The 19,866-nt window shown below is 70.4% G+C and carries 15 protein-coding genes; 9 read left to right on the top strand and 6 right to left on the bottom strand.

Annotated elements, in window-relative coordinates; genetic code table 11:
- The first annotated feature begins 25 nt into the window (after nucleotides 1–25).
- Together ligA and E6C64_RS06465 are read left to right on the top strand one after the other, a co-directional pair.
- A complete protein-coding gene (ligA, locus tag E6C64_RS06470; RefSeq protein WP_136426825.1) occupies nucleotides 26–2,422 on the top strand; it encodes an NAD-dependent DNA ligase LigA in 2,397 nt (798 codons plus the stop codon).
- A gap of 149 nt (nucleotides 2,423–2,571) precedes the next feature.
- On the top strand, nucleotides 2,572–4,143 hold the full coding sequence (locus tag E6C64_RS06465; protein WP_136426824.1) for an alpha/beta hydrolase: 1,572 nt from the start codon (nucleotides 2,572–2,574) through the stop codon (nucleotides 4,141–4,143).
- Between the two features lie 76 nt (nucleotides 4,144–4,219).
- On the opposite strand, the gene E6C64_RS06460 is transcribed toward E6C64_RS06465, so the two are convergent.
- Entirely contained in the window at nucleotides 4,220–4,750 is a 531-nt protein-coding gene (locus E6C64_RS06460) for a hypothetical protein (protein WP_136426823.1), read from the bottom strand.
- Nucleotides 4,751–4,830: 80 nt separating this feature from the next.
- Between E6C64_RS06460 and E6C64_RS06455 the strand changes: the two genes are divergently transcribed.
- Complete coding sequence (locus E6C64_RS06455; protein ID WP_136426822.1) at nucleotides 4,831–5,127, top strand: Dabb family protein; 297 nt, start codon at nucleotides 4,831–4,833, stop codon at nucleotides 5,125–5,127.
- Nucleotides 5,128–5,237: 110 nt separating this feature from the next.
- Here E6C64_RS06455 and E6C64_RS06450 read toward each other — a convergent pair whose 3' ends face one another.
- Complete coding sequence (locus E6C64_RS06450; protein WP_136426821.1) at nucleotides 5,238–8,249, bottom strand: aminotransferase; 3,012 nt, start codon at nucleotides 8,247–8,249, stop codon at nucleotides 5,238–5,240.
- Between the two features lie 61 nt (nucleotides 8,250–8,310).
- On the bottom strand, nucleotides 8,311–8,580 hold the full coding sequence (locus tag E6C64_RS06445) for a CBU_0592 family membrane protein (protein WP_199240978.1): 270 nt from the start codon (nucleotides 8,578–8,580) through the stop codon (nucleotides 8,311–8,313).
- Between the two features lie 219 nt (nucleotides 8,581–8,799).
- Here E6C64_RS06445 and E6C64_RS06440 point away from each other — a divergent pair, with 219 nt between their 5' ends.
- Entirely contained in the window at nucleotides 8,800–9,147 is a 348-nt protein-coding gene (locus E6C64_RS06440; protein WP_136426820.1) for a hypothetical protein, read from the top strand.
- A 29-nt stretch (nucleotides 9,148–9,176) separates the two neighbouring features.
- Here the strand turns inward: E6C64_RS06440 and E6C64_RS06435 are convergent, their stop codons facing one another.
- Nucleotides 9,177–10,112 (bottom strand): aldose 1-epimerase family protein, encoded by a 936-nt coding sequence (locus E6C64_RS06435; RefSeq protein ID WP_233255497.1) that lies wholly within the window; start codon nucleotides 10,110–10,112, stop codon nucleotides 9,177–9,179.
- A gap of 241 nt (nucleotides 10,113–10,353) precedes the next feature.
- On the opposite strand from E6C64_RS06435, the gene E6C64_RS06430 reads away from it, so the two are divergent.
- Nucleotides 10,354–12,960, top strand: a complete 2,607-nt coding sequence (locus tag E6C64_RS06430) for a phosphoenolpyruvate carboxylase (RefSeq protein WP_233255530.1) — start codon at nucleotides 10,354–10,356, stop codon at nucleotides 12,958–12,960.
- Between the two features lie 85 nt (nucleotides 12,961–13,045).
- Complete coding sequence (locus E6C64_RS06425; protein WP_136426818.1) at nucleotides 13,046–14,266, top strand: MFS transporter; 1,221 nt, start codon at nucleotides 13,046–13,048, stop codon at nucleotides 14,264–14,266.
- Between the two features lie 54 nt (nucleotides 14,267–14,320).
- Here the strand turns inward: E6C64_RS06425 and E6C64_RS06420 are convergent, their stop codons facing one another.
- Nucleotides 14,321–15,070, bottom strand: a complete 750-nt coding sequence (locus E6C64_RS06420) for a class I SAM-dependent methyltransferase (RefSeq protein WP_136426817.1) — start codon at nucleotides 15,068–15,070, stop codon at nucleotides 14,321–14,323.
- A 167-nt stretch (nucleotides 15,071–15,237) separates the two neighbouring features.
- On the opposite strand from E6C64_RS06420, the gene E6C64_RS06415 reads away from it, so the two are divergent.
- A complete protein-coding gene (locus E6C64_RS06415; RefSeq protein WP_136426816.1) occupies nucleotides 15,238–16,632 on the top strand; it encodes a flavin monoamine oxidase family protein in 1,395 nt (464 codons plus the stop codon).
- Nucleotides 16,629–18,008, top strand: a complete 1,380-nt coding sequence (locus E6C64_RS06410; RefSeq protein WP_136426815.1) for an NAD-dependent succinate-semialdehyde dehydrogenase — start codon at nucleotides 16,629–16,631, stop codon at nucleotides 18,006–18,008. The genes E6C64_RS06415 and E6C64_RS06410 overlap by 4 nt, the downstream gene beginning before the upstream one ends.
- Before the next feature lie 115 nt (nucleotides 18,009–18,123).
- Here E6C64_RS06410 and E6C64_RS06405 read toward each other — a convergent pair whose 3' ends face one another.
- Complete coding sequence (locus E6C64_RS06405) at nucleotides 18,124–18,690, bottom strand: hypothetical protein (protein ID WP_136426814.1); 567 nt, start codon at nucleotides 18,688–18,690, stop codon at nucleotides 18,124–18,126.
- 215 nt (nucleotides 18,691–18,905) lie between these two features.
- Here E6C64_RS06405 and E6C64_RS06400 point away from each other — a divergent pair, with 215 nt between their 5' ends.
- Complete coding sequence (locus tag E6C64_RS06400) at nucleotides 18,906–19,820, top strand: sulfurtransferase (RefSeq protein ID WP_136426813.1); 915 nt, start codon at nucleotides 18,906–18,908, stop codon at nucleotides 19,818–19,820.
- The last annotated feature ends 46 nt before the right edge of the window (nucleotides 19,821–19,866 follow it).

Below are 19,866 nucleotides of genomic sequence, written 5' to 3'. Positions count from 1 at the left end.
CGGTGGCGAGTCATAAACTCAGCCCATGGCGATCAGCGACACCAGTTCCGAGGACCGGCCCGATCTCGAGGCGGACCCCGTCGAGGCGGACCCTGCTGAGGGGGCACGGGCGGAGGTCGATCGGCTGCGCACGCAGATCCTCGAGCTGCGCGACGCCTACTACGACCGCGACGCCTCCACCGTGACCGATGCCGAGTACGACGCCATGGTGCGCCGGCTCGAGGAGCTCGAGCGGCTGCATCCCGAGCTCCTCACCCAGGACAGCCCCACCCAGACGGTGGGCGGCCGCGCCGAGACGACCCAGTTCGCTCCGGTCGAGCACGCCGAGCGGATGCTGAGCCTCGACAACGTCTTCAGCGCCGACGAGCTGGCCGAGTGGGCCGCCAAGGTCGAGCGCGACTCCGGCCGTTCCAAGGTCCGCTATCTCACAGAGCTCAAGATCGACGGGCTCGCCATCAACCTCCGTTACGAGCGCGGGGTTCTCGTCACCGCGGCGACCCGTGGCGACGGGGTCGTGGGGGAGGACGTCACCGGCAACGTGCTGGCGATGGGCACCATCCCCGAGCGGCTCTCCGGCAGCGGCCATCCCGACCTCGTCGAGGTCCGCGGCGAGATCTTCTTCCCGGTCGAGTCCTTCGACGAGCTCAACGCCAAGCAGGCGGCCGCCGGGGAGCGGGTCTTCGCGAACCCCCGCAACGCGGCGAGCGGCTCGCTGCGGCAGAAGGAGGAGGGCAAGTCGCCCGAGCGCCTCGCGCTGATGCACGACCGGATCAGCCGGCTCCGCATGCTCGTGCACGGCATCGGCGCCTGGCCGGTGAAGGCCATCGAGCGGGAGACGCCCGTCACCGCGCAGTCCGAGGTGTACGGCCTGCTCGCCGAGTGGGGGCTGCCGATCTCGAGTCATTTCCGCGTCTACGACGACCTCGAAGGAGTGCTCGACTTCATCCGCCGCTACGGCGAGCACCGCGCGAGCGTCGAGCATCAGATCGACGGGGTCGTGGTCAAGGTCGACGATCTCGACCTCCATGTCGAGCTGGGCGCCACGAGCCGTGCGCCGAAGTGGGCGATCGCCTACAAGTACCCGCCCGAAGAGGTGCACACCAAGCTGCTCGACATCGTCGTGTCCGTCGGACGCACCGGCCGCGCCACGCCGTTCGCGGTGATGGCGCCCGCGCTGGTCGCCGGCTCCACCGTGCGCCAGGCGACCCTGCACAACCAGCAGGTCGTGAAGCAGAAGGGCGTGCTGATCGGCGACACGGTGGTGCTGCGCAAGGCCGGTGACGTCATCCCCGAGGTGCTCGGCCCCGTGGTGGAGCTGCGCGACGGCACGGAGCGCGAGTTCGTGATGCCCGAGAACTGCCCGGAGTGCGGCACGAAGCTCGCGCCGGCGCGCGAGGACGACATCGATCTCCGCTGCCCGAACGCGCGCAGCTGTCCGGCGCAGGTGCGCGGTCGGGTCGAGCACATCGGATCGCGGGGGGCGCTCGACATCGAGGCGCTCGGCGAGGTCGGCGCCGCCGCGCTCACCCAGCCGTTCTTCCCGGAGGATCCGCCGCTGCTCACCGAGGCGGGGCTGTTCGAGCTGACCCTCGACGATCTGCTGCCCATCCGAGTGGTCGTCCGCGATTCCGAGACCGGCATGCCGAAGACGATCGACGGGGAGGTCAAGGTCGTCTCGCCGTACCAGAAGAAGAACGGCGAGCCGTCGAAGAACGGCACAGAGCTGATCGCCAACCTCGAGAAGGCGAAGACCCAGCTGCTCTGGCGGATCCTCGTCGCCCTCTCCATCCGCAATGTCGGACCGGTCGCCGCGCGCGCCCTCGCCGGCTGGTTCGGCTCTATCGACGCCATGCGAGCCGCGAGCCGCGACGAGCTCGCCGCGGTCGACGGAGTCGGCCCGATCATCGCCGACGCCCTCATCGACTGGTTCTCCGTCGACTGGCACCAGGAGATCCTCGAGCGCTGGGCCGCCGCCGGCGTCCAGCTGAGCACCCCCGGCCACCCGGGTCCGGGAGCCGCGGTCGTCGAAGGCGGCATCCTCTCCGGACTCACCGTCGTGCCGACGGGCAGCCTCGAGGGCTTCAGTCGCGAGGGTGCCGTCGAGGCCATCCTCGCCGCGGGCGGCAAGGCGGGCGGCAGCGTCAGCAAGAAGACCGATTTCGTGGCTGCGGGCCCCGGTGCGGGATCCAAGCTGACCAAGGCCGAGCAGCTCGGCGTGCCCATTCTCGACGCCGAGGGCTTCGCTCTGCTGCTCTCCGAGGGTCCCGACGCGGTCCGGGCGATTCTCGCGGCCGCGGCGCCCGCCGATGAGTCGGCAGGGGACGAGTCGGCTGGGGACGAGTCGGCTGGGGATGCTGTCAGGTCCGGCGACGCGGCCGAATCCGCCGGTGATGCCGTGGAATCGGAGCCGGCGGCGGAGTAGCGCGCTGCGGCGCGGGATCGCGGCGATCGCGGTGTGCATCCCTACCATGAGCGCAGGCCTGGGGCCCAGCGCGAGCATGCCGTACGCCCGCTCGCGACGGCTGCGCTCCCTGTCGTGCGCATCGGGGGAGAGCGCGGAGGGGATCGGACGTGCAGCTGCGACTCGCCGCGCTCGCGCTCGTCGCCGCGCTGAGCGCCGCCACCCTCATCGCTACGAGCCCTGAGGTCCACCCGGCCGCGGCCGTCGCCGTGGGCTCGAACTCCGTCGTCGCCTCGACGTCCGCTCCTGTGGTCGTGCTGCCCGAGGGCGGGCCGCACGCCGATCCGGTCCGTGACATCGGCGGCCGCCAGATCGGCTCTGGTCCTGCCTCTGCCGCCGCGTCGCGAATCCACTGCCTTCCATCCGTCGTGGGCAGGGATCGCACCGGACGGATGGTCGCCGACGTCTCCCTGCCCGAGGCGGTCGATCCGACGACCCTCATCGGGATGCTGGAGCCGCTCGATGTCGCCCAGCTGGTCGCCTTCGTCTCGGCGAACCGGTCGCGGATCGAAGAGGTCGTCAAGCAGCCACCTCCCACCGCCACCGTCGAGACGTGGTGGGGCGGGTTGGGCGACGGCGCCCGCCGCAGCCTGCTGAGGGGAGCTCCGGAGCTGTTCGGCAACCTCGAGGGGATCCCCTACGCCGATCGGGACACCGCCAACCGGGCTCTGCTCGCTCGGGACATCGCGGCGGTGAAGGTCACCGCGTCCACCGCCGGCAAGGGTGCCGCCTTCGATGCCAGCCAGCGTCTGATCGTGCTCAACCGCATCGACGAGGCCCTGCGCAACGACCTGTCCTTCCATCGCAGCCTGATCGGCCTCGACACCACCATGCCCGGGCGCGCGGCGATCGCGATCGGCGACCTGCAGAGCGCCGATTACATCAGCGTGCTCGTGCCCGGCGCGCTGCTGTCGATCAAGGCGCACATGGCCGAGTGGACCAAGGTCACCGCCGACCTGTGGGACGACCAGAGCGAATGGCTGCGGCGCCTCGACCGCACGGGATCGGTCGCCACGATCTCCTGGATCGGCTATCAGACGCCCGACATCACCAACATGCTCGGGACGGACCTGGCCGAGGACGGTTCGGTCCGGATCGCGAATCTCATCAACGGACTCGACGACCTGCGCGCGGGGGACGAGCCCTATGTGTCCGTCTTCGCCCACTCCTACGGCGCGACCGTGACGATGCTCGCGCTGCAGCGGCAGACCATGTCGATCGACGCCCTCGCCATGGTCGGCTCGCCTGGCGGCGTGGCCGACAACGTGAGCGAGCTCGCGGTGCCCGACGGCCACGTCTGGGTGGGCGAGGCAGCCTGGGATCCCGTCGTCAACACGGCCTTCTTCGGAGTGGACCCGGGATCGCCGGAGTTCGGCGCGAACCCGATGGAGGTGACGGGAGCACTGGATCCGGTGACGGGTCAGGAGCTCAGCGAGTCGGTCGGCCACGACTGGTATCTGGAACCCGGCACGGAGTCGCTGCGCAACCTGTCGTTGATCGGCATCGACGAGGGGCGCTTCGTCACCGACGGCACCTCCGCCGATTCGACGAAGACGCTCGCCCTGCTCGACGAGGCCGATCCCGCCGACGAGGTCGCGGAGGTCGCCGATGCTGCCGACGAGGCTGTGGTTCCATCAGCGGAACCCGGCTCCATCGCTGAGGCGCCCGCCGGACCGGAGTAGTCGGGCGCGGGCCTCGATACGGTGCGGGCGCCTTCTCGACCAGCATGGTCGGCGGCAACGGGCTCGGCTGCGCGGCTCAGGCGCCCTGCGGCGGATGCAGCAGCAGGTCGACGCGTTCGTCGAGATACGTCGCGAACGGGATCGCACCCTCGTCGGGCGCCAGCGGACTCCATCGGACGACGGGCTCCGCGCCGCGCAGGAAGAGCGGTCCGACCGCTGCCCGCAGCGAGGCGGCATCCAGGCCGATCGGCGCCGCGTCGTAGTTGACGGTGTCGCCCGGCTCGAACGGACCTCGTCCAGCGGCCGCCCGGTACTCCCGTCGGATCTCCGCCGACTGGGACTGGTAGGCCGCGCGGCCGGGCGGCGTCACCCGGGTGATCGATCCCGTCGCGAACAGTCGGCCGTCGCGTGCGAGCAGGAGCACCCCGAGCCGCCACACGCGGGCGATCGGCTCCATCGTCGACTGTCGGGGGATGAGCAGCACGCGACGCGGCCCCACGTACCGAGCCAGGGCCTCGTCGCGCACCTCCGCCTCGGCCAGTCGGCGGACGGCGGCGGCGACCAGTTGGCGGACACCGGCGGCGATCTCCTCGTCGGTCTCTTCCACCTGGCGATCGTACGACCGCGCGGCTCAGGCGTCCCTGTTCGAGGTGTGGAGGTCCGCAGCGCGCTCAATAGGCTGGCGGGATGATCCGTCACACCGTGTGCTTCACGCTCGCCCATCCCGCGGGATCCGACGCAGAGGCGGCATTCCTGGCCGACGGCCGGTCGATCCTCGCCGCCATCCCGGGCGTGATCGACTTCACGGTGTCGCGCCAGGTCGGCAAGAGCCCGCTGCAGTTCCAGTTCGCGATGGATTTCGAGAGCCAGGCGGACTACGACGCCTACGACTCCGCACCGGCCCACCAGGACTTCGTGCAGACGAGGTGGCTGGTCGAGGTCGCCGACTTCACCGAGTTCGACTTCGTCCCCTACGCGAGCTGAGCTGAGCGGAGCTGCGCCTTCGAACGCCGGCTTCGATACGGCCCTGCCTTCGGCGGGGGCCTACTCAGCCACCGGGGAACCGGCATCGAGCCGGCACGTAGGAAATGGGGTCACCAGCCGGCGCGGAGGATCTCGTCGAGGGTGTCCACGAAGAAGTCGGCGCTGTCCTGACTGATGCAGAGCGGCGGCTTCACCTTGAGGATGTTCTGCCGGTCTCCGGTGGGCTGCACGATCACGCCGAGCTCACGGAAGCGCTCGCAGATCGCCACGGTCTCCGCCGGGGCCGGCTCGAGCGTCGTGCGATCGCGCACCAGCTCCGCGCCCATGTACAGCCCTCGGCCGTGCACCGCGCCGATCATCGGATGCCTCTCGGCGAGCCCTTCCAAGCGGGTCCGCAGGTGGCTGCCGATCCGGGCGGCGTTCGCCTGCAGGGCCTCGTCCTCCATGATCTCGAGCACGGCGACGCCGATCCGCGAGCTGAGCGTGCTTCCGCCCGCCGATGAGAAGAAGCTGCCCTGCGCGGCCAGGGCGTCCACGATCTCGCGGCGCGTGATCACCGCACCGAGCGGGTGGCCATTGCCCATCGCCTTCGCGACGGTGATCACATCGGGCACGAGGATCCGGCCCTCTGGGTCCGTGTGCTGCTGGAAACCCCAGAAGACGTCCCCCTGTCGGCCGTAGCCGACCTGCACCTCGTCGCAGATGACCACACCGCCCCCGCGACGGACCTCGTCCCAGACCGCGGCGAAGTATCCGCCGGGAACCTCGATGGCGCCCGCGTTGCCCTGTCGCGGTTCTGCGATGAAGGTCCCGATCGGCGTTCCGGCCTCGGCGAGCGTGCGCAGCTGCGCGATCGCCTCGGCGGAGTAGGCCGCGCCAGCACCGGAGCCGCGATGTGCGCCACGGAAGGCGTTGGGCGTCGGCGTGACATGCACCCACGGGGCGCGGGTCTCGTCGGCGATCGGGTTGTCCGACACCGACGTCGACACGGCATCCGAGGCCAGCGACCAGCCGTGGTACGACTCGCTGAGGCAGAGCACGTCGTCCCGACCGCTGAACGCCTTCGTCAGGCGCAGAGCCAGGTCGACCGCCTCCGTGCCGCTGTTGACGAGCAGCACGGTGTCCAGGCCGGTGCCCGCAGCTCGCGCCTCCGCGGGCAGAGTCGCGAGCAGCCGTTCACTGAGCTCGGTCACGGCGGAGTAGTGGAAGCGCGAGTTCGTGTTGAGCATCCGCCACTGATCGGCGGCGACCTCGGCGATCCGTGGGTGGCCGTGGCCGAGGGTGGCCACGTTGTTCACCATGTCGAGGTAGTGCCTGCCGTCGACGTCGATCAGGTGCTCGCGCCAGCCGCGCTCGATCTGCGGCGGCGCGGAGTAGTAGTGCTCCTGCAGCGGGTCGTAGGCCGCATCCCGTCGGGCCAGTTCGCGCGCGGAATCCGGCCGCGGTCGACGGGTGGGACGGCCGCTCCCCAGCAGGGGAGCGGGATCGAGGAAGCGGGACTCCCAGCCGTCGAGCTCCTCCAGGGGCACGAACCTCGGAGGCGCGGACCGGATCTCGCCGGTCGCGAGCCAGACGCGCAGGCGGGCAGCGCTGACGCCGATCGCCTCGCCTCGTGCCACGGGCCCGAACACGGGATCGGCGATGCCCGAGATCAGTACCGAGACCAGTACCGAGAGGTCAGAAACGGCCGGTGGGGAGATCGTTGACGAGACCGCGGACGGATCGACCGAGCCGACCAGCAGCACCGAGTCGCCGAACGGCTTCAGCTCGCCGTCGAAGGGAGCGACCAGCGTGCTGCCGCCAGGAAGCGCGACGTCGAGAGCGAGCGCGACGTTCCGCGGCGCCTCCCGGTCGTTGACGGCGGAGCGGGTCAGACGGGCTTCGGCGAACCGGGTCGCGGCCACCGTGCCGGCCTCCGCCGCAGCTATAGCGAGGACACGGTTCTCCTCGCCTTCGGGATCATCGAGCCACGCCCCGTCGCGCAGCTCGCGGCTGGAGTAGCCGAGATCGACGATCTCAACCGCGGAGGCATCGATCATCCGACCGATACCGAGGCCGGCGGCGAGATCGGTCCGCGGCGGCATTGGGCGGCCGAGCCGTCGACGGATCGCGGCCGTCGCGATGTCGGCGTCGAAGCCGGCGGGAACGGCGAGCATCCGCCACTCGCGCTCGTCGGCCGAACTCGCGTAGTCGTTGCCCGGGTCGATCGCGACCTGCTGCGCGCCGCTCACGACGAGCACCGCGCCGCGCAGCACCATCAGCGGCCACAGCGCGTCGATCTCGGCATCGGTCAGGGGCTGGACGGCGTCGAACGCCGCGATGACGGGCAGCACGGCGAGCGGCCTCGACGGGCTGTGGTGGAAGACGGGACTGCAGGCGACCGCGAGCTCGGCGACGCGCCATCCGAGGGAGCTGTCGCCGAAGTCGATGACTCCGTCGATGATCGGCGAACCCGATTCGTCGCGCGAGACGACCACGTTGTCGTCGGTCAGATCGGCGTGGACCGCCTGCACCCTTAGGTCAGCGGCGACGCGCTGGAGGCGTGCCGATGCCTCGGCCACGGCCTCCTCGATGACTGCGCGGCGCGGAGGGTCGTCGACGAAGCGGACCAGCTCCGCCACCACCTGCTGCGCGTTGCGCAGGTCCCACTGCAGCCACCGGTCGAGACCGGGATGCTCGATTCCGCTGAGCGCTCTCGACACCCGACCGGCCAGGTCGCCGAGCTGGGCGGCCGCACGGTCCGACAGGTGCTCCGAGTCGATCAGCGGCTCACCCGGCACGAACGAGAGCAGTCGCACGTCGTGGGGGACGCCGTCGATCAGCACCGAGGCGACCAGACCGCCGTCGAGCGACGGCTGCGGCTCGGGCACCGTCAGACCCGCTGCGGCCAGGGTGGCCATCACCGCGTTCTGTGCGTCGATCTCGGCGCGCGCGAAGACCGGGTTGTTGACCTTGAGCAGGAACTTCCGACCCGGGGTCGTGCGCTCGTCGATCAGGAAGTTGCGGTCCTGCTGGCTCCCGAGTTCCCGCGCCGCGCCGGCCACGCCGAACTCCGACGCCGCGATCCGCTCCGCCCACGCGATGTCGACATCGGGGCGGGGCAGTCCATCGAGATGATCCACGCTCCATGTCTAGCGGATCGCCGTCGTCGCTCCGCGCCCGTGGACCAGCCTCGATCGGCTGTCACTGAGGAGCCTTAGACGCGGGCCTCCGGCCGGACAGCGCCGCGATCAGACCGATTCCGGAGACGATGGCCCAGACGCCCTCGAGGAGCAGGAATCCCCACTGCTGCCCGAGCCAGGCGTCGACCGCGAGGATCGCCGAGCCCACGGTGTTCACGATGAGATAGATCCGCGACTTCACCTCGAGCACGCCGAACTGAGCGAGCGCGAAGCCGCAGAGGATGAGGAGCGAACCGGCGACCTGGATGACGATGCCCATGAGGAGTCCCATGGCACCGTCGTCTGCACGGGTACGCTGCCGCTCGTCCGGAGCCCGCCGGGAGGAGGGCTCTGTCTCCGACGCTAGCAAATGCCGCGGGATCGGGCAGGGCTGTGCACGGCCTGCGCACCGGGCGAGCGAGTGCTGAGCGCTGATCTGATCCTGAGCGCTGCATCCGAGAAGAGCCCGTCATGGTGCGCGGTCGACCTGGCGAGTGCCAGGCTCGGACGCATGGAGAAGGATCGCGCGACCGCGCTCGCCGAAGAGCTGAAGGCCCGACAGCACGACCTGGCCGCCGCGAAGACGCGGGTCGCGGACGCGAAGGATCTGCGACGCCGCCTGGTGCCGGCGGTCGCGCTTGCGTATGCGAACATGCGGGCGTCTGCGAGCGCCGGCGATCGGAAGATCTGGCTCGACGCGCGCACCGCCAAGAGGGAGGCCGCAGCCGAGATCGTGGCCGCGAAGGCCGCGAAGAAGCAGGCCCGCGAGCGCCGCGACCAGGCGCGTGCCGCGTATCACCAGGCCATCGATTCGCCGGTCGTCGATCCTGCGACGAGCAGGGTCGGCACGACCAGCTGAAGCTCGGGAGAGTCTCGGCCGTCAGGCCGTCAGGCATTCACCGCGGAGATGGTGAAGGACAGCTCGCGGGTCTCGTCGGGCTGCACCAGCGCGGCCGCGAGATCGGAGTTGAAGACGTCGGGCGGGCAGGTCATCGGCTCGACCGCGACGCCGAGACGGCTGATCGCCGGATCCGGCAGGTCGGCGGTGTGGATCTGCACCCAGTCGCCGTGCGGCCAGCTGAGCTGGACACCGGTTCCATCGGATGCCAGCACCTTCACGACGTGCTCCGCGCCCTGGTCGGTCAAGCCGGTGAAGGCATGGTCGATCTCGAGGTCGCCGATCGGCCGGGCGGAACGGAAGTCGTACGCCGAGAACGCCGACGTCTCGACGGAGCCGAGCTCGGTGGGGGTGAGGCGCTCGTCCGCATCCAGGATCTGGACGGCCGGCAGCTCGAGGCTCCACTCGCCGACCCTGCCGGGGCCGCCGACCAGGTAGGGGTGGGTGCTCAACCCGAGCGGCGCAGCCACCGTGTCGTCGTTGCGCGCGCGGGTGGTCGAATGCAGGCCGGCGGCATCCAGCCAGAACTCCACCGTGACGGCGATCTGATGCGGATAGCCCGCCTGCGCGGGGATGGTCGCGGCGAACATGACCGAGGTGCTCGTGCTGTCGACGATGGCGAAGTCGAGCCACGGCGTGAGCCCGTGCAGCGCGTGCCCGCGATCCGGCTCGGTGATGGCGAGCTTCTGCAGCCGGCCGTCCGCGTCGGTGTATCGGCCGTCGACCACGCGGTTCGGCCATGGCGCGAGCACGGTGCCGCGGTAGTACGGGCGCACCTCGTCCGCCTCGAAGGGCACGACGAGGTCGCGGCCCTCGTACCTCAGGGTGCGCAGGGTGGCGCCGATGCTCGCGAACGAGGCGTCGTAGGGTCCGAAGGCCAGATCGACGCGGGTGCCGGATCGAGGGCGGGGCGAGGTGGAGGTCACGGCGTCAACGCTAGTAGCTCGTCCGCTGCCCTGCTCAGACGTCAGAACCGGGCGGACGGTGCGACCTCACTCGGGGGTTTGGAACGAGCGCGAAACACGCAGGCTCTAACGTCGAGGCATGGCTGAACCCACAACCCCGGATACCGAGGCAGGCACCGAGGCAGGCACGGAGGCAGGCGCCGAGTCCGAATCGATCGACCTCGTCGGCCGATTCGAGGCCGAGCAGCGGATCCCGGAGCAGATGCGCTCCGATGTGCACCTCCTCGGCGAGCTGCTCGGACGAGTGCTCCGTGAGAGCGGATCGCCCGAGCTCTTCGAAGACGTCGAACGGCTGAGGATCGCCACCATCCAGGCGTACACCGACGAGACCGACGGCGCCTTCGCTAACGCCGCGAGCATCGCCGAGTCCTTCTCGATCCAGCGCGCCGACGAGGTCGCGCGGGCGTTCACCGCATACTTCCACCTGGTCAACACGGCCGAAGAGCACCAGCGGGTCCGGGCGCTCCGCGAGCGCGAGATCGTCGCCCGGCATGAGGACGGCGCCGACTCGATCGGCGCCGCCTTCCGCCAGCTGACCGACGAGGTCGGACCGGATGTCGCGATGGATCGCCTCCAGTCGCTGAAGTTCCATCCCGTGTTCACCGCGCACCCCACAGAGGCGCGGCGCCGCGCGGTGTCGGACAGCATCCGTCGCCTCGCCGGCCTGCTCGACGAGCACGACGAGGCGCTCGGCGGCACCGCCCGGCAGCGCAACGAGCGCAGCATGCTCGAAGAGATCGACACCCTCTGGCGCACCGCGCCGCTCCGTGCGGAGAAGCCGTCGCCGGTCGACGAGGTCCGCTCGATCATGGCCGTCTTCGACGAGACCCTCTACACGACGATCCCCGCCGTCTACCGCAAGGTCGACGACGTGCTGCAGGGCGAGAAGGCGGGCGACGCGGCACCCATCGTCCGTCCGTTCGTGCGCCTCGGAACCTGGGTCGGAGGCGATCGGGATGGCAACCCATTCGTCACCGCGTCGGTCACCAAGCAGGCGGCGGGCATCGCGAGCGAGCACGCGCTGCTCGGGCTGGAGCGCACCGCCGCCCGTGTGGGCCGCGGACTCACCCTTGACGCGTCGACCACCCCGCCGTCCCCGGAGCTGCGAGCGCTCTGGCACCGGCTGCGCGCGGCCGACGAGGCGGCGGGTGCCGAGGTGGCGAAGCGCTCGCCGAACGAGCCGCACCGTCGGGTGCTGCTCCTGCTGGCGCGGCGGATCGCGGCGACCCGCACCCGCGACGCCGACCTCGCCTATGCGGATCCCGATCAGCTGCTCGCGGATCTGACCGTCGTGCAGCAGTCGCTGATCGCCGCCGGTGCCGTCCGGCAGGCCTACGGGCAGCTGCAGGAGTTCATCTGGCAGGTGCAGACCTTCGGCTTCCACCTCGCCGAGCTGGAGGTTCGTCAGCACTCCGCGATCCATCGCGAGGTCCTCGCCGAGCTCGACGAGGGCACATCGACCGGCGAGCAGCCCAGCGAGCTCGCGGAGGAGGCGCTGCAGGTCGTGCGTGCGATCGCGCAGATCCAGCGCCGCTACGGTCCTCGCGCGGCCGGCCGCTACATCGTCTCGTTCACCCAGTCCGCCGAGGACCTGGTCAACGTGCACCGACTCGCCGCCGCGGCGATCGGCCCGAACGAGACAGCGCCCGTGCTCGATGTCATCCCGCTCTTCGAGACCTTCGCCGATCTGCAGGCCGCTCCCGGCATCCTCGCCGAAGTCGTGCAGCACCCCGAGTTCGCCGCCCGTCTCGATGCCACGGGGCGTCGGATGGAGGTGATGCTCGGATACTCCGACTCGTCGAAGGACGTCGGACCGGTGGCCGCCACCCTCGCCCTCTACGAGGCGCAGCGCAAGATCTCCGCGTGGGCGCAGGACAACGACATCGAGCTGACCCTCTTCCACGGCCGCGGCGGAGCGCTCGGTCGGGGCGGCGGACCGGCCAACTCCGCGATCCTCGCCCAGCCGCCGCACTCGGTCGACGGCCGATTCAAGCTCACCGAGCAGGGCGAGGTCATCTTCGCCCGCTACGGCGGCCGGGACATCGCCATGCGGCACATCGATCAGGTGGCTGCCGCCGTGCTGCTCGCCTCGGCGCCCTCGACCGAGGAGCGCAACGAGGACGCGGCCGCGCGCTACGCCGATGTCGCCGCCACCATGGATCTGTCGTCGCGCGAGCGGTTCTTCAGCTTGGTCAAGGCCGAGGGCTTCGCGCCGTGGTTCGCCACGGTCACTCCGATGGAGGAGGTCGGCCTGCTCGCCCTCGGCTCTCGGCCCGCGCGGCGCGGCCTGTCCGTCGAGTCCCTGGAGGACCTGCGGGCGATCCCGTGGGTCTTCTCGTGGACCCAGGCGCGGATGAACCTGGCCGGCTGGTTCGGGCTCGGCACCGCCCTCGAATCCGTCGGCGATGAGCAGCGTCTCGTCGCCGCCTATCGGGAGTGGCCGCTCTTCCACACTCTCATCGACAACGTCGCCATGGGCCTCGCGAAGGCGGACACCCGGATCGCGCGGCACTACCTCGCTCTGGGCGACCGCGACGATCTCGCCGCGCTCGTCCGCGAGGAGATGGCGCTCACCCGATCCTGGGTCATCCGGATCGCCGGCGGCGGCGAGCTCCTCGCTGGCAAGCCGGTGCTGCAGCGAGCGGTCAAGATGCGCAGCCCATACGTCGATGCGCTGTCGCTGCTCCAGCTGCGAGCCCTGCGCGCGCTCCGCGAGGCCCCCGAGGGCGCTCCCGCCGATCCCGATCTGCAGCGCCTGCTGCTGCTCTCGGTGAGCGGCGTCGCGGCCGGCCTGCAGAACACGGGCTGATCACACTGCTCTCCTCCGGACACAGCGCGGTGCTGCGGACGAAACGCGCTGGTACCCGGTCGCGTTTCGTCCGCAGGAGCGCGTCATGACGCAGGACCGGGTACCAGCCGCCGAGCCGCTCGACGAGGGTCCGGCCCACCTGCGGGTCACGCTGCTCGTGCTGGCGCTCGGGCTGTTCGTGGTGGCGACCAATGCCTTCGTGATCGCCGGACTGCTTCCGCACATCGCCGACGACCTCCGGGTGCATCCCAACGACGTCGCGCTGTCGATCACGGCGTATGCGGCCGTGGTGGCGGTCCTGTCGCCGGTCTTCTCGATCGCGTTCGCGCGGGTGTCGCGCACGGGCCTGATGGTGGCCGGGCTGATCGTCGTGGTCGTGGGGACCGGCATCGTCGTTGTCGCGCCAGATCTCGAGCTGTTCATCGTCGGACGGGTCGTCGCGGCGGTCGGCGGAGCCGCTCTCGTGCCGACCGCGACCGCCGTCGCGGCCCTGCTCGCACCGCCGCATCGGCGCGCGCGGTCCATCGCGGTCGTGGTCGGCGGCTTCGCGGCCGCCTCCGCCCTCGGCGCCCCGCTCGGAACCCTCGCCGCCGGCTATGTCGGCTGGCGCGGATCGCTGCTCGGCGTCGCGATCCTCGCCGTCGTCTGCGCCGTCGCCACCCCGCTCGCCGTGCGCCGGGTGCCCGCCGCCGGCAGCATCCCCGTCCGCACCCGATTCCGAGCGCTCCTCGACTCCCGGCTGCTCTTCGCGCTCGCCACCACGGTCTGCGCCACGGGGGCCTTCAACACGGTGTACATCTTCAGCTCACAGCTGACCGAGCAGACGACCGGGGGAGCGGGCACCCTGCTCGCGCTCGTGCTCTTCTCCCTCGGCGTCGCGGGCCTCGTCGGCAACGCGGCCGGCGGGCGGCTCGCCGACCGCTACGGCAGCCGGCGGGTGATGCTCACGGTCCCCGTGCTATTCGCGTTGGCACTGCTGCTCTTCCCGTTCGCCGCGTGGAGCCTGCCGCTGACCGTCGTGTCCTTCATGGTCTGGGGCCTCTGCGCCAACGCGCAGCAGCCCGCGGTCCAACTGCGCGAGACGCTGATCGATCCCCTCACCGCACCCATCGCGCTGGCCTGGAACTCGACGGCGCTGTACCTCGGCATCGCGATCGCGCCCATCTTCGGACGGGCCGCGATCGGTGCAGCGGGCGTCGACGCCGTCCCCATCGGCAGCGCGCTGCTCATCCTCGTCGGGGTCCTCGCGTTCCAGCTCGGCTACATCGTCGAAGGCCGTCGACCGGGACGAATCGCGCCCGCCTGAGACAGCCGCGGCCCGTCGACGGATCCCGCTGATCCGGGCCCCTCGACATCCGTGTCACTGGCCGCCCGCGACCACCCAGCGGAACGCGTCGACCACTCGGTACGAGCCGTCGGGTCGGCGGAATCGCGCAGCCGCTGCGAGCACCGTCGGCCCGCGCTCTACCAGACCGGCCTCATCCTCGCCGAGCAGCACACCGAGCAGGAGGTCGGCGTCGTCGGCGGGGGTCCAGACGGCTTCGACGATGCCCGAGCCGAGGATCGGCCAGGCGGATCCGAGCAGCCTATCGAGGCCGCCGGGCAGGCGGAGATCATCGTCGGGGAGCGGCTCCTCACCGTCTGCCTCGGCGAGCGCCTGCTCGATCCGCTCGATGTCGTTGCGCTCCGCCTCCGCCCAGTTGGCTATCGCGATCCGACCTCCCGGGCGCAGCACCCGCTCGACCTCGGCGAGGGCCGCGTCGAGATCGTCGGCGAACTGGAGGGCATTGATCGCCACGACCACATCGATGCTGCCGTCGTCGAACGGAAGCGACTCCCATCCGGCCGCCGAGAGGTCGGCGTCCGGTGCCGCACGCCGGGCCAGCTCGAGCATGCCCACCGCGGGGTCGACGCCCGAGACCCGTGCGCCGAGCGACGCGGCGAACCGGAGGAACTCGCCCGATCCGCAGCCCACGTCGAGCACGTGCACGTCCGCATCGATCCGAGCAGCGGTCGCGATCGCCTGCCAGGCCGCGCGGGGATGATCGCCCCACAGCCGGGACCAGTCTGCGGCGACGTCCGACCAGCGATCGGGCTCGGCGCCGTTCATCCGCGATCGTCCATCGGGCCAGCCTATTTCGGTGCACGGGAGAGGCGCCGAGCCTCGGATCATGCGCACCCTGCCATGTAGGATCGGTGGCGAAAAGGTCTGCGTATCGCCGTCCGTGCTTCGGAAACGCTCGCCGACGACCTCCTCGAGCCCTGAAAAGAGTTGTGGTGCCTGACCTCTCCCGCGATGTCGTGATCGTCGGCGCCGGGGTGACCGGGCTCACCGCCGCTCGTCGCCTGCGCCGCGCCGGACTGTCCGTCCTCGTGCTCGAGGCGCGCGATCGGGTGGGAGGCCGGCTGTGGACGAATTCCATCGACGGCCAGCTCTACGAGATCGGCGGCCAGTGGGTCTCGCCCGATCAGACCGCCCTCATCGAGACCCTCGACGAGCTCGGGCTGGACACCTACTCGCGCTACCGCGAGGGCGAGAGCGTGTACATCGGAGCCGACGGCGTCACCCACCGCTACGTGGGGGCCACCTTCCCCGCCTCGGAGTCGACGCAGCAGGAGTTCGACCGGCTCGTCGCTCTCATGGACGAGCTGACCGCCGAGGTAGATCCCGCCTCGCCCTGGGAGCATCCGAACGCCGCCGAATACGACCGCATCTCCTTCCGGCAATGGCTGTCCGAGCAGACCGACGACGAGGAGACGATCGAGAACATCGCCCTCTTCATCGCCGACGCCATGCTGACCAAGCCGGCGCACTCCTTCTCCCTGCTCCAGGCGCTGCTGATGGCGGCCAGTGCGGGCAGCTTCAGCCACCTCGTCGACGCCGACTTCATCCTCGACAAGCGGGTCGTCGGCGGCCTCCAGCAGGTGCCGCTGCGACTCGCGGCTGAGCTCGACGATGACGTGGTCCTCGGAGCCGCCGTCGACACCATCGAATGGACCGACGACTCGGTCCGCATCGTGTCCTCGAGCGCGCAGCTCACCGTCACCGCGCGGGCCGCGATCGTCGCCGTGGCGCCCAACCTGCAGGCCGTGATCGCCTACGAGCCGCCACTGCCGCGGCTGCGTCACCAGGCGCTGCAGCATCAGTCGCTCGGCCTCGTCATCAAGGTGCACGCCACCTACCCGACGCCGTTCTGGCGTTCGGACGGACTCTCGGGGACGGCCTTCAGCCCGTATCAGCTGGTCCACGAGGTCTACGACAACACCAACCACGGCGAGACCCAGGGCACCCTTGTCGGCTTCGTGTCCGACGAGAAGGCGGACGGGGTGTTCTCGCTGGATGCGGACGAGCGGAAGGCGGAGGTCCTCGCCTCCCTGGCCGCCTATCTCGGGCCTCAGGCGCTCGAGCCGACGGTGTACTACGAGAGCGACTGGGCGGCGGAGGAGTGGACGCGCGGCGCCTACGCCAGCAGCTTCGATCTGGGCGGGCTCACCCGCTACGGCGCTCTGCAGCTCGAGCCCGTCGGCCCGATCCGGTTCGGGTCGAGCGACGTCGCGGGCCACGGCTACCAGCACGTCGACGGCGGCATCCGGGTCGGATGGCGGCTCGCCGACGAGATCATCGACGACCTCCAGCAGCACACCACACCCCATCAAGGAGCACTGACATGAGCCACTACGCGGTCATCAATCCGGCGTCGAACGAGACGGTCCGCGAGTACCCCACGGCCACCGACGACCAGCTCACCGCCGACGTCGCGGCTGCGCATGCGGCCTACTCCGACTGGTCTCGCAAGGTGCCGGTGACCGACCGGATCGCGCTGATTCAGAAGGTCGCCGAGCTGCACACGGAGCGCCGCGACGACCTGGCCGCGATCATCGTCCGCGAGATGGGCAAGCCGCTGGAGCAGGCCTACGGCGAGGTGGACTTCGCCGCCGCGATCTACCAGTACTACGTCGACAACGGCGAGAAGTTCCTCGCCGATGAGCCCATCGAGCTGAGCGACGGCACCGGATCGGCCTTCATCCGCCGCGTGGGCCTCGGGGTCCTGCTCGGCATCATGCCCTGGAACTTCCCGTACTACCAGGTGGCCCGGTTCGCCGGCCCGAACATCATCGCGGGCAACACCATCCTGCTCAAGCACGCGCCGCAGTGCCCCGAGTCCGCGGCCGCGATCGCCCAGATCTTCGACGACGCCGAGGCGGCCGTCGGCGCCCACGACTCGGCCTACGTCAACATCTATGCGGACAACGACCAGATCGCCACGATCATCGCCGACCCGCGCGTGCAGGGCGTATCGGTCACCGGTTCCGAGCGTGCGGGTGCCGCCGTCGCCGAGATCGCAGGCCGCAACCTGAAGAAGGTCGTCCTCGAGCTCGGCGGATCCGACCCGTTCATCCTGCTCTCCACCGACGACCTCGACGCCGCCGTGCAGGACGCGGTGAACGCCCGCATCGACAACAACGGACAATCCTGCAACGCCGCCAAGCGCTTCATCGTCATCGACGACCTCTACGACGCGTTCGCCGCCAAGTTCACGGAGGTCTTCACCGCATCGCAGCCTGCCGACCCGCTGGCGGACGGCACCGTGCTCGGTCCCCTGTCCTCGTCGGCCGCCTCCGAGCGACTCGGCGAGCAGCTCGAGCGCGCGATCCGTCAGGGCGCCACGGTGCTGGCGACGGGCGACCGAGTGGACAACTTCTTCCCGCCCGCCGTGCTCGCCGACGTCACGGAGTCGATGGACGCCTACCGCGAGGAGTTCTTCGGTCCCGTCGCCGCGCTCTACCGCGTCTCGTCGGAGGAGGAGGCGATCCAGGTCGCCAACGACACGCCTTACGGACTCGGCTCGTACGTGTACACGACCGATCCCGAGCAGGCCATCCGCGTCGCCGATGCGATGGATGCGGGCATGGTCTGGATCAACCTCGTGCTGGGCGACTCCGTGGAGCTGCCGTTCGGCGGCGTCAAGCGCTCGGGCTTCGGCCGCGAGATGGGCCGCTTCGCCATCGAGGAGTTCGTCAACAAGAAGCTGATCCGCATCGCCTGATCCTCGAAGGGCCAGACGAGTACGGCTCACACGACGACGGCCACCCTTTCCGACGACGGCACGTGTTGCAACGGTGGCCGTCGACGGAAGAGGTGGCCGTCGCGCTCGAAGGTGATCAGACGGTGCGACGAGCCGCCCTGGCTGCGCGAGCCGCGGCGAAGAACTCGCGCGAGCGCGGCAGGAACACGAGCACCGTGCCCAGCGCCAGGCAGACGAACTGGGCGGCGCCCACCCCGTACTGGCCGATGATGCCGAAGATGGACAGGGCCGCGAAGGCGAGCAAGACCCATCTGGCCCAGCCCATCCCTCGTCGGACGAGGATGGCGAACACCACGTAGAGCGCGAGGCCGATGACCGCGAAGGCGATCGAGGCACCGAAGGTCGCATTGAGGATCGCGTCGACGCTGCCATCCGGGAGGACGTCGGAGTTGCCCTGAGCATCGACGACCGAGAGCGCCTCCTGCCTGACCGAATCGAACGAGACGATCGTGATGATGAGGCTCACGAGACTCAGCGCCGCGGCGCCGATCCACAGCCAGAAGGCGGCCGTGACGGTGGCCGGACGCGTGGGCTCGGGGGCATCGACGAGAGATCCGTACGGGGTGGAGCCGTACGGGGTGGGGCCGGAGGGGGTCGAGCCATACGGTGTCGCGTCGGCGAATCCGGAATTCGGGTCGGTCATGGAGATCCTTCGTTCGTCGGGTCCTGGTCGTGCGACCCGGGAGGCCAGGCTCTCTCATTCGAGACCGGCCGGTCAATCCCCCGAGATGGGCACCCCATCAGGCATATCTCGGGGACGGTGCCTTCAGTTCACGGTCGCCCCGTCGTCGTCTGGGGGCTGCGATCGGTCCCATGGACTTCAATGGAGGGTGACCCCGTGCTGAGGATGGAGTTCCGATGTCCGAATCATCGCCCGCGGTACCCGTCCAGCAGGAGGATCCGAGCCGGGGCGTGCTGATCGACTCCGAGCGCCTCGCCGAGCAGCTGTCGTCGGACCAGCCTCCCGTCGTCCTCGATGTCCGATGGCGACTCGACCGGCCCGACGGGCGGCCCGAGTACCTCCTCGGTCACATCCCAGGAGCCGTGTATGTGTCGCTCGATGATGAGCTCGCCGCGCATGGCGCGCCGCTGGACGGTCGCCACCCGCTGCCGTCGCGGACGCAGCTGCAGGCGAGCGCCCGTCGCTGGGGCATCCGCCGGGGCGACCGTGTCGTGGTGGCGGATGATCACACGGGCCTCAGCGCCGCGCGCGCCTGGTGGCTGCTCCGTGCGGCGGGCATCGAGGACGTCCGCATCCTCGACGGCGGCTACCGCGCGTGGACCGAGGCCGGCCTGCCCGTCGCCACGGGCGACGTCGTGCCCGAGGCCGGCGACGTCGAGCTGGATGTCGAGGCGGGGGAAGGCGAGCTGAAGAGCCTCACGATCGAGGAGGTCGCGGGGTACCCGGCCCATGGCGTCCTCCTCGACGCGCGCGCAGGGGAGCGCTATCGCGGCGAGGTGGAGCCGATCGATCCTCGCGCCGGACACATTCCGGGCGCGGTCAGTCGGCCGACGACCGAGAACCTCACCTCGGATGGACGCTTCCAGGCGGCGGACGAGCTGCGCACCGCCTTCGCCGCCCTCGGCATCGCAGACGGCAGCCCGGTCGCGGTCTACTGCGGATCGGGCGTCACCGCCGCGCATCAGGCAGCCGCGCTGACCATCGCGGGCTTCCGTCCGGTGCTCTACCCCGGCTCATGGAGTCAGTGGTCGAACCACCCTGAGCTCCCGATCGCCGTCGGCTCAACTCCGGACGGTGACGTCCGCCCCTGAGCTCCATCGACTGAACTGCCCACTTCTGCCGCCTGTTCCTCGATTC

This window comes from Naasia lichenicola (genome assembly GCF_004801885.1).
GTDB lineage: Bacteria > Actinomycetota > Actinomycetes > Actinomycetales > Microbacteriaceae > Naasia > Naasia lichenicola.
The sequence above is the reverse complement of the archived record's forward strand: the minus strand, read 5'-3'. Positions and strand labels throughout refer to the sequence as shown.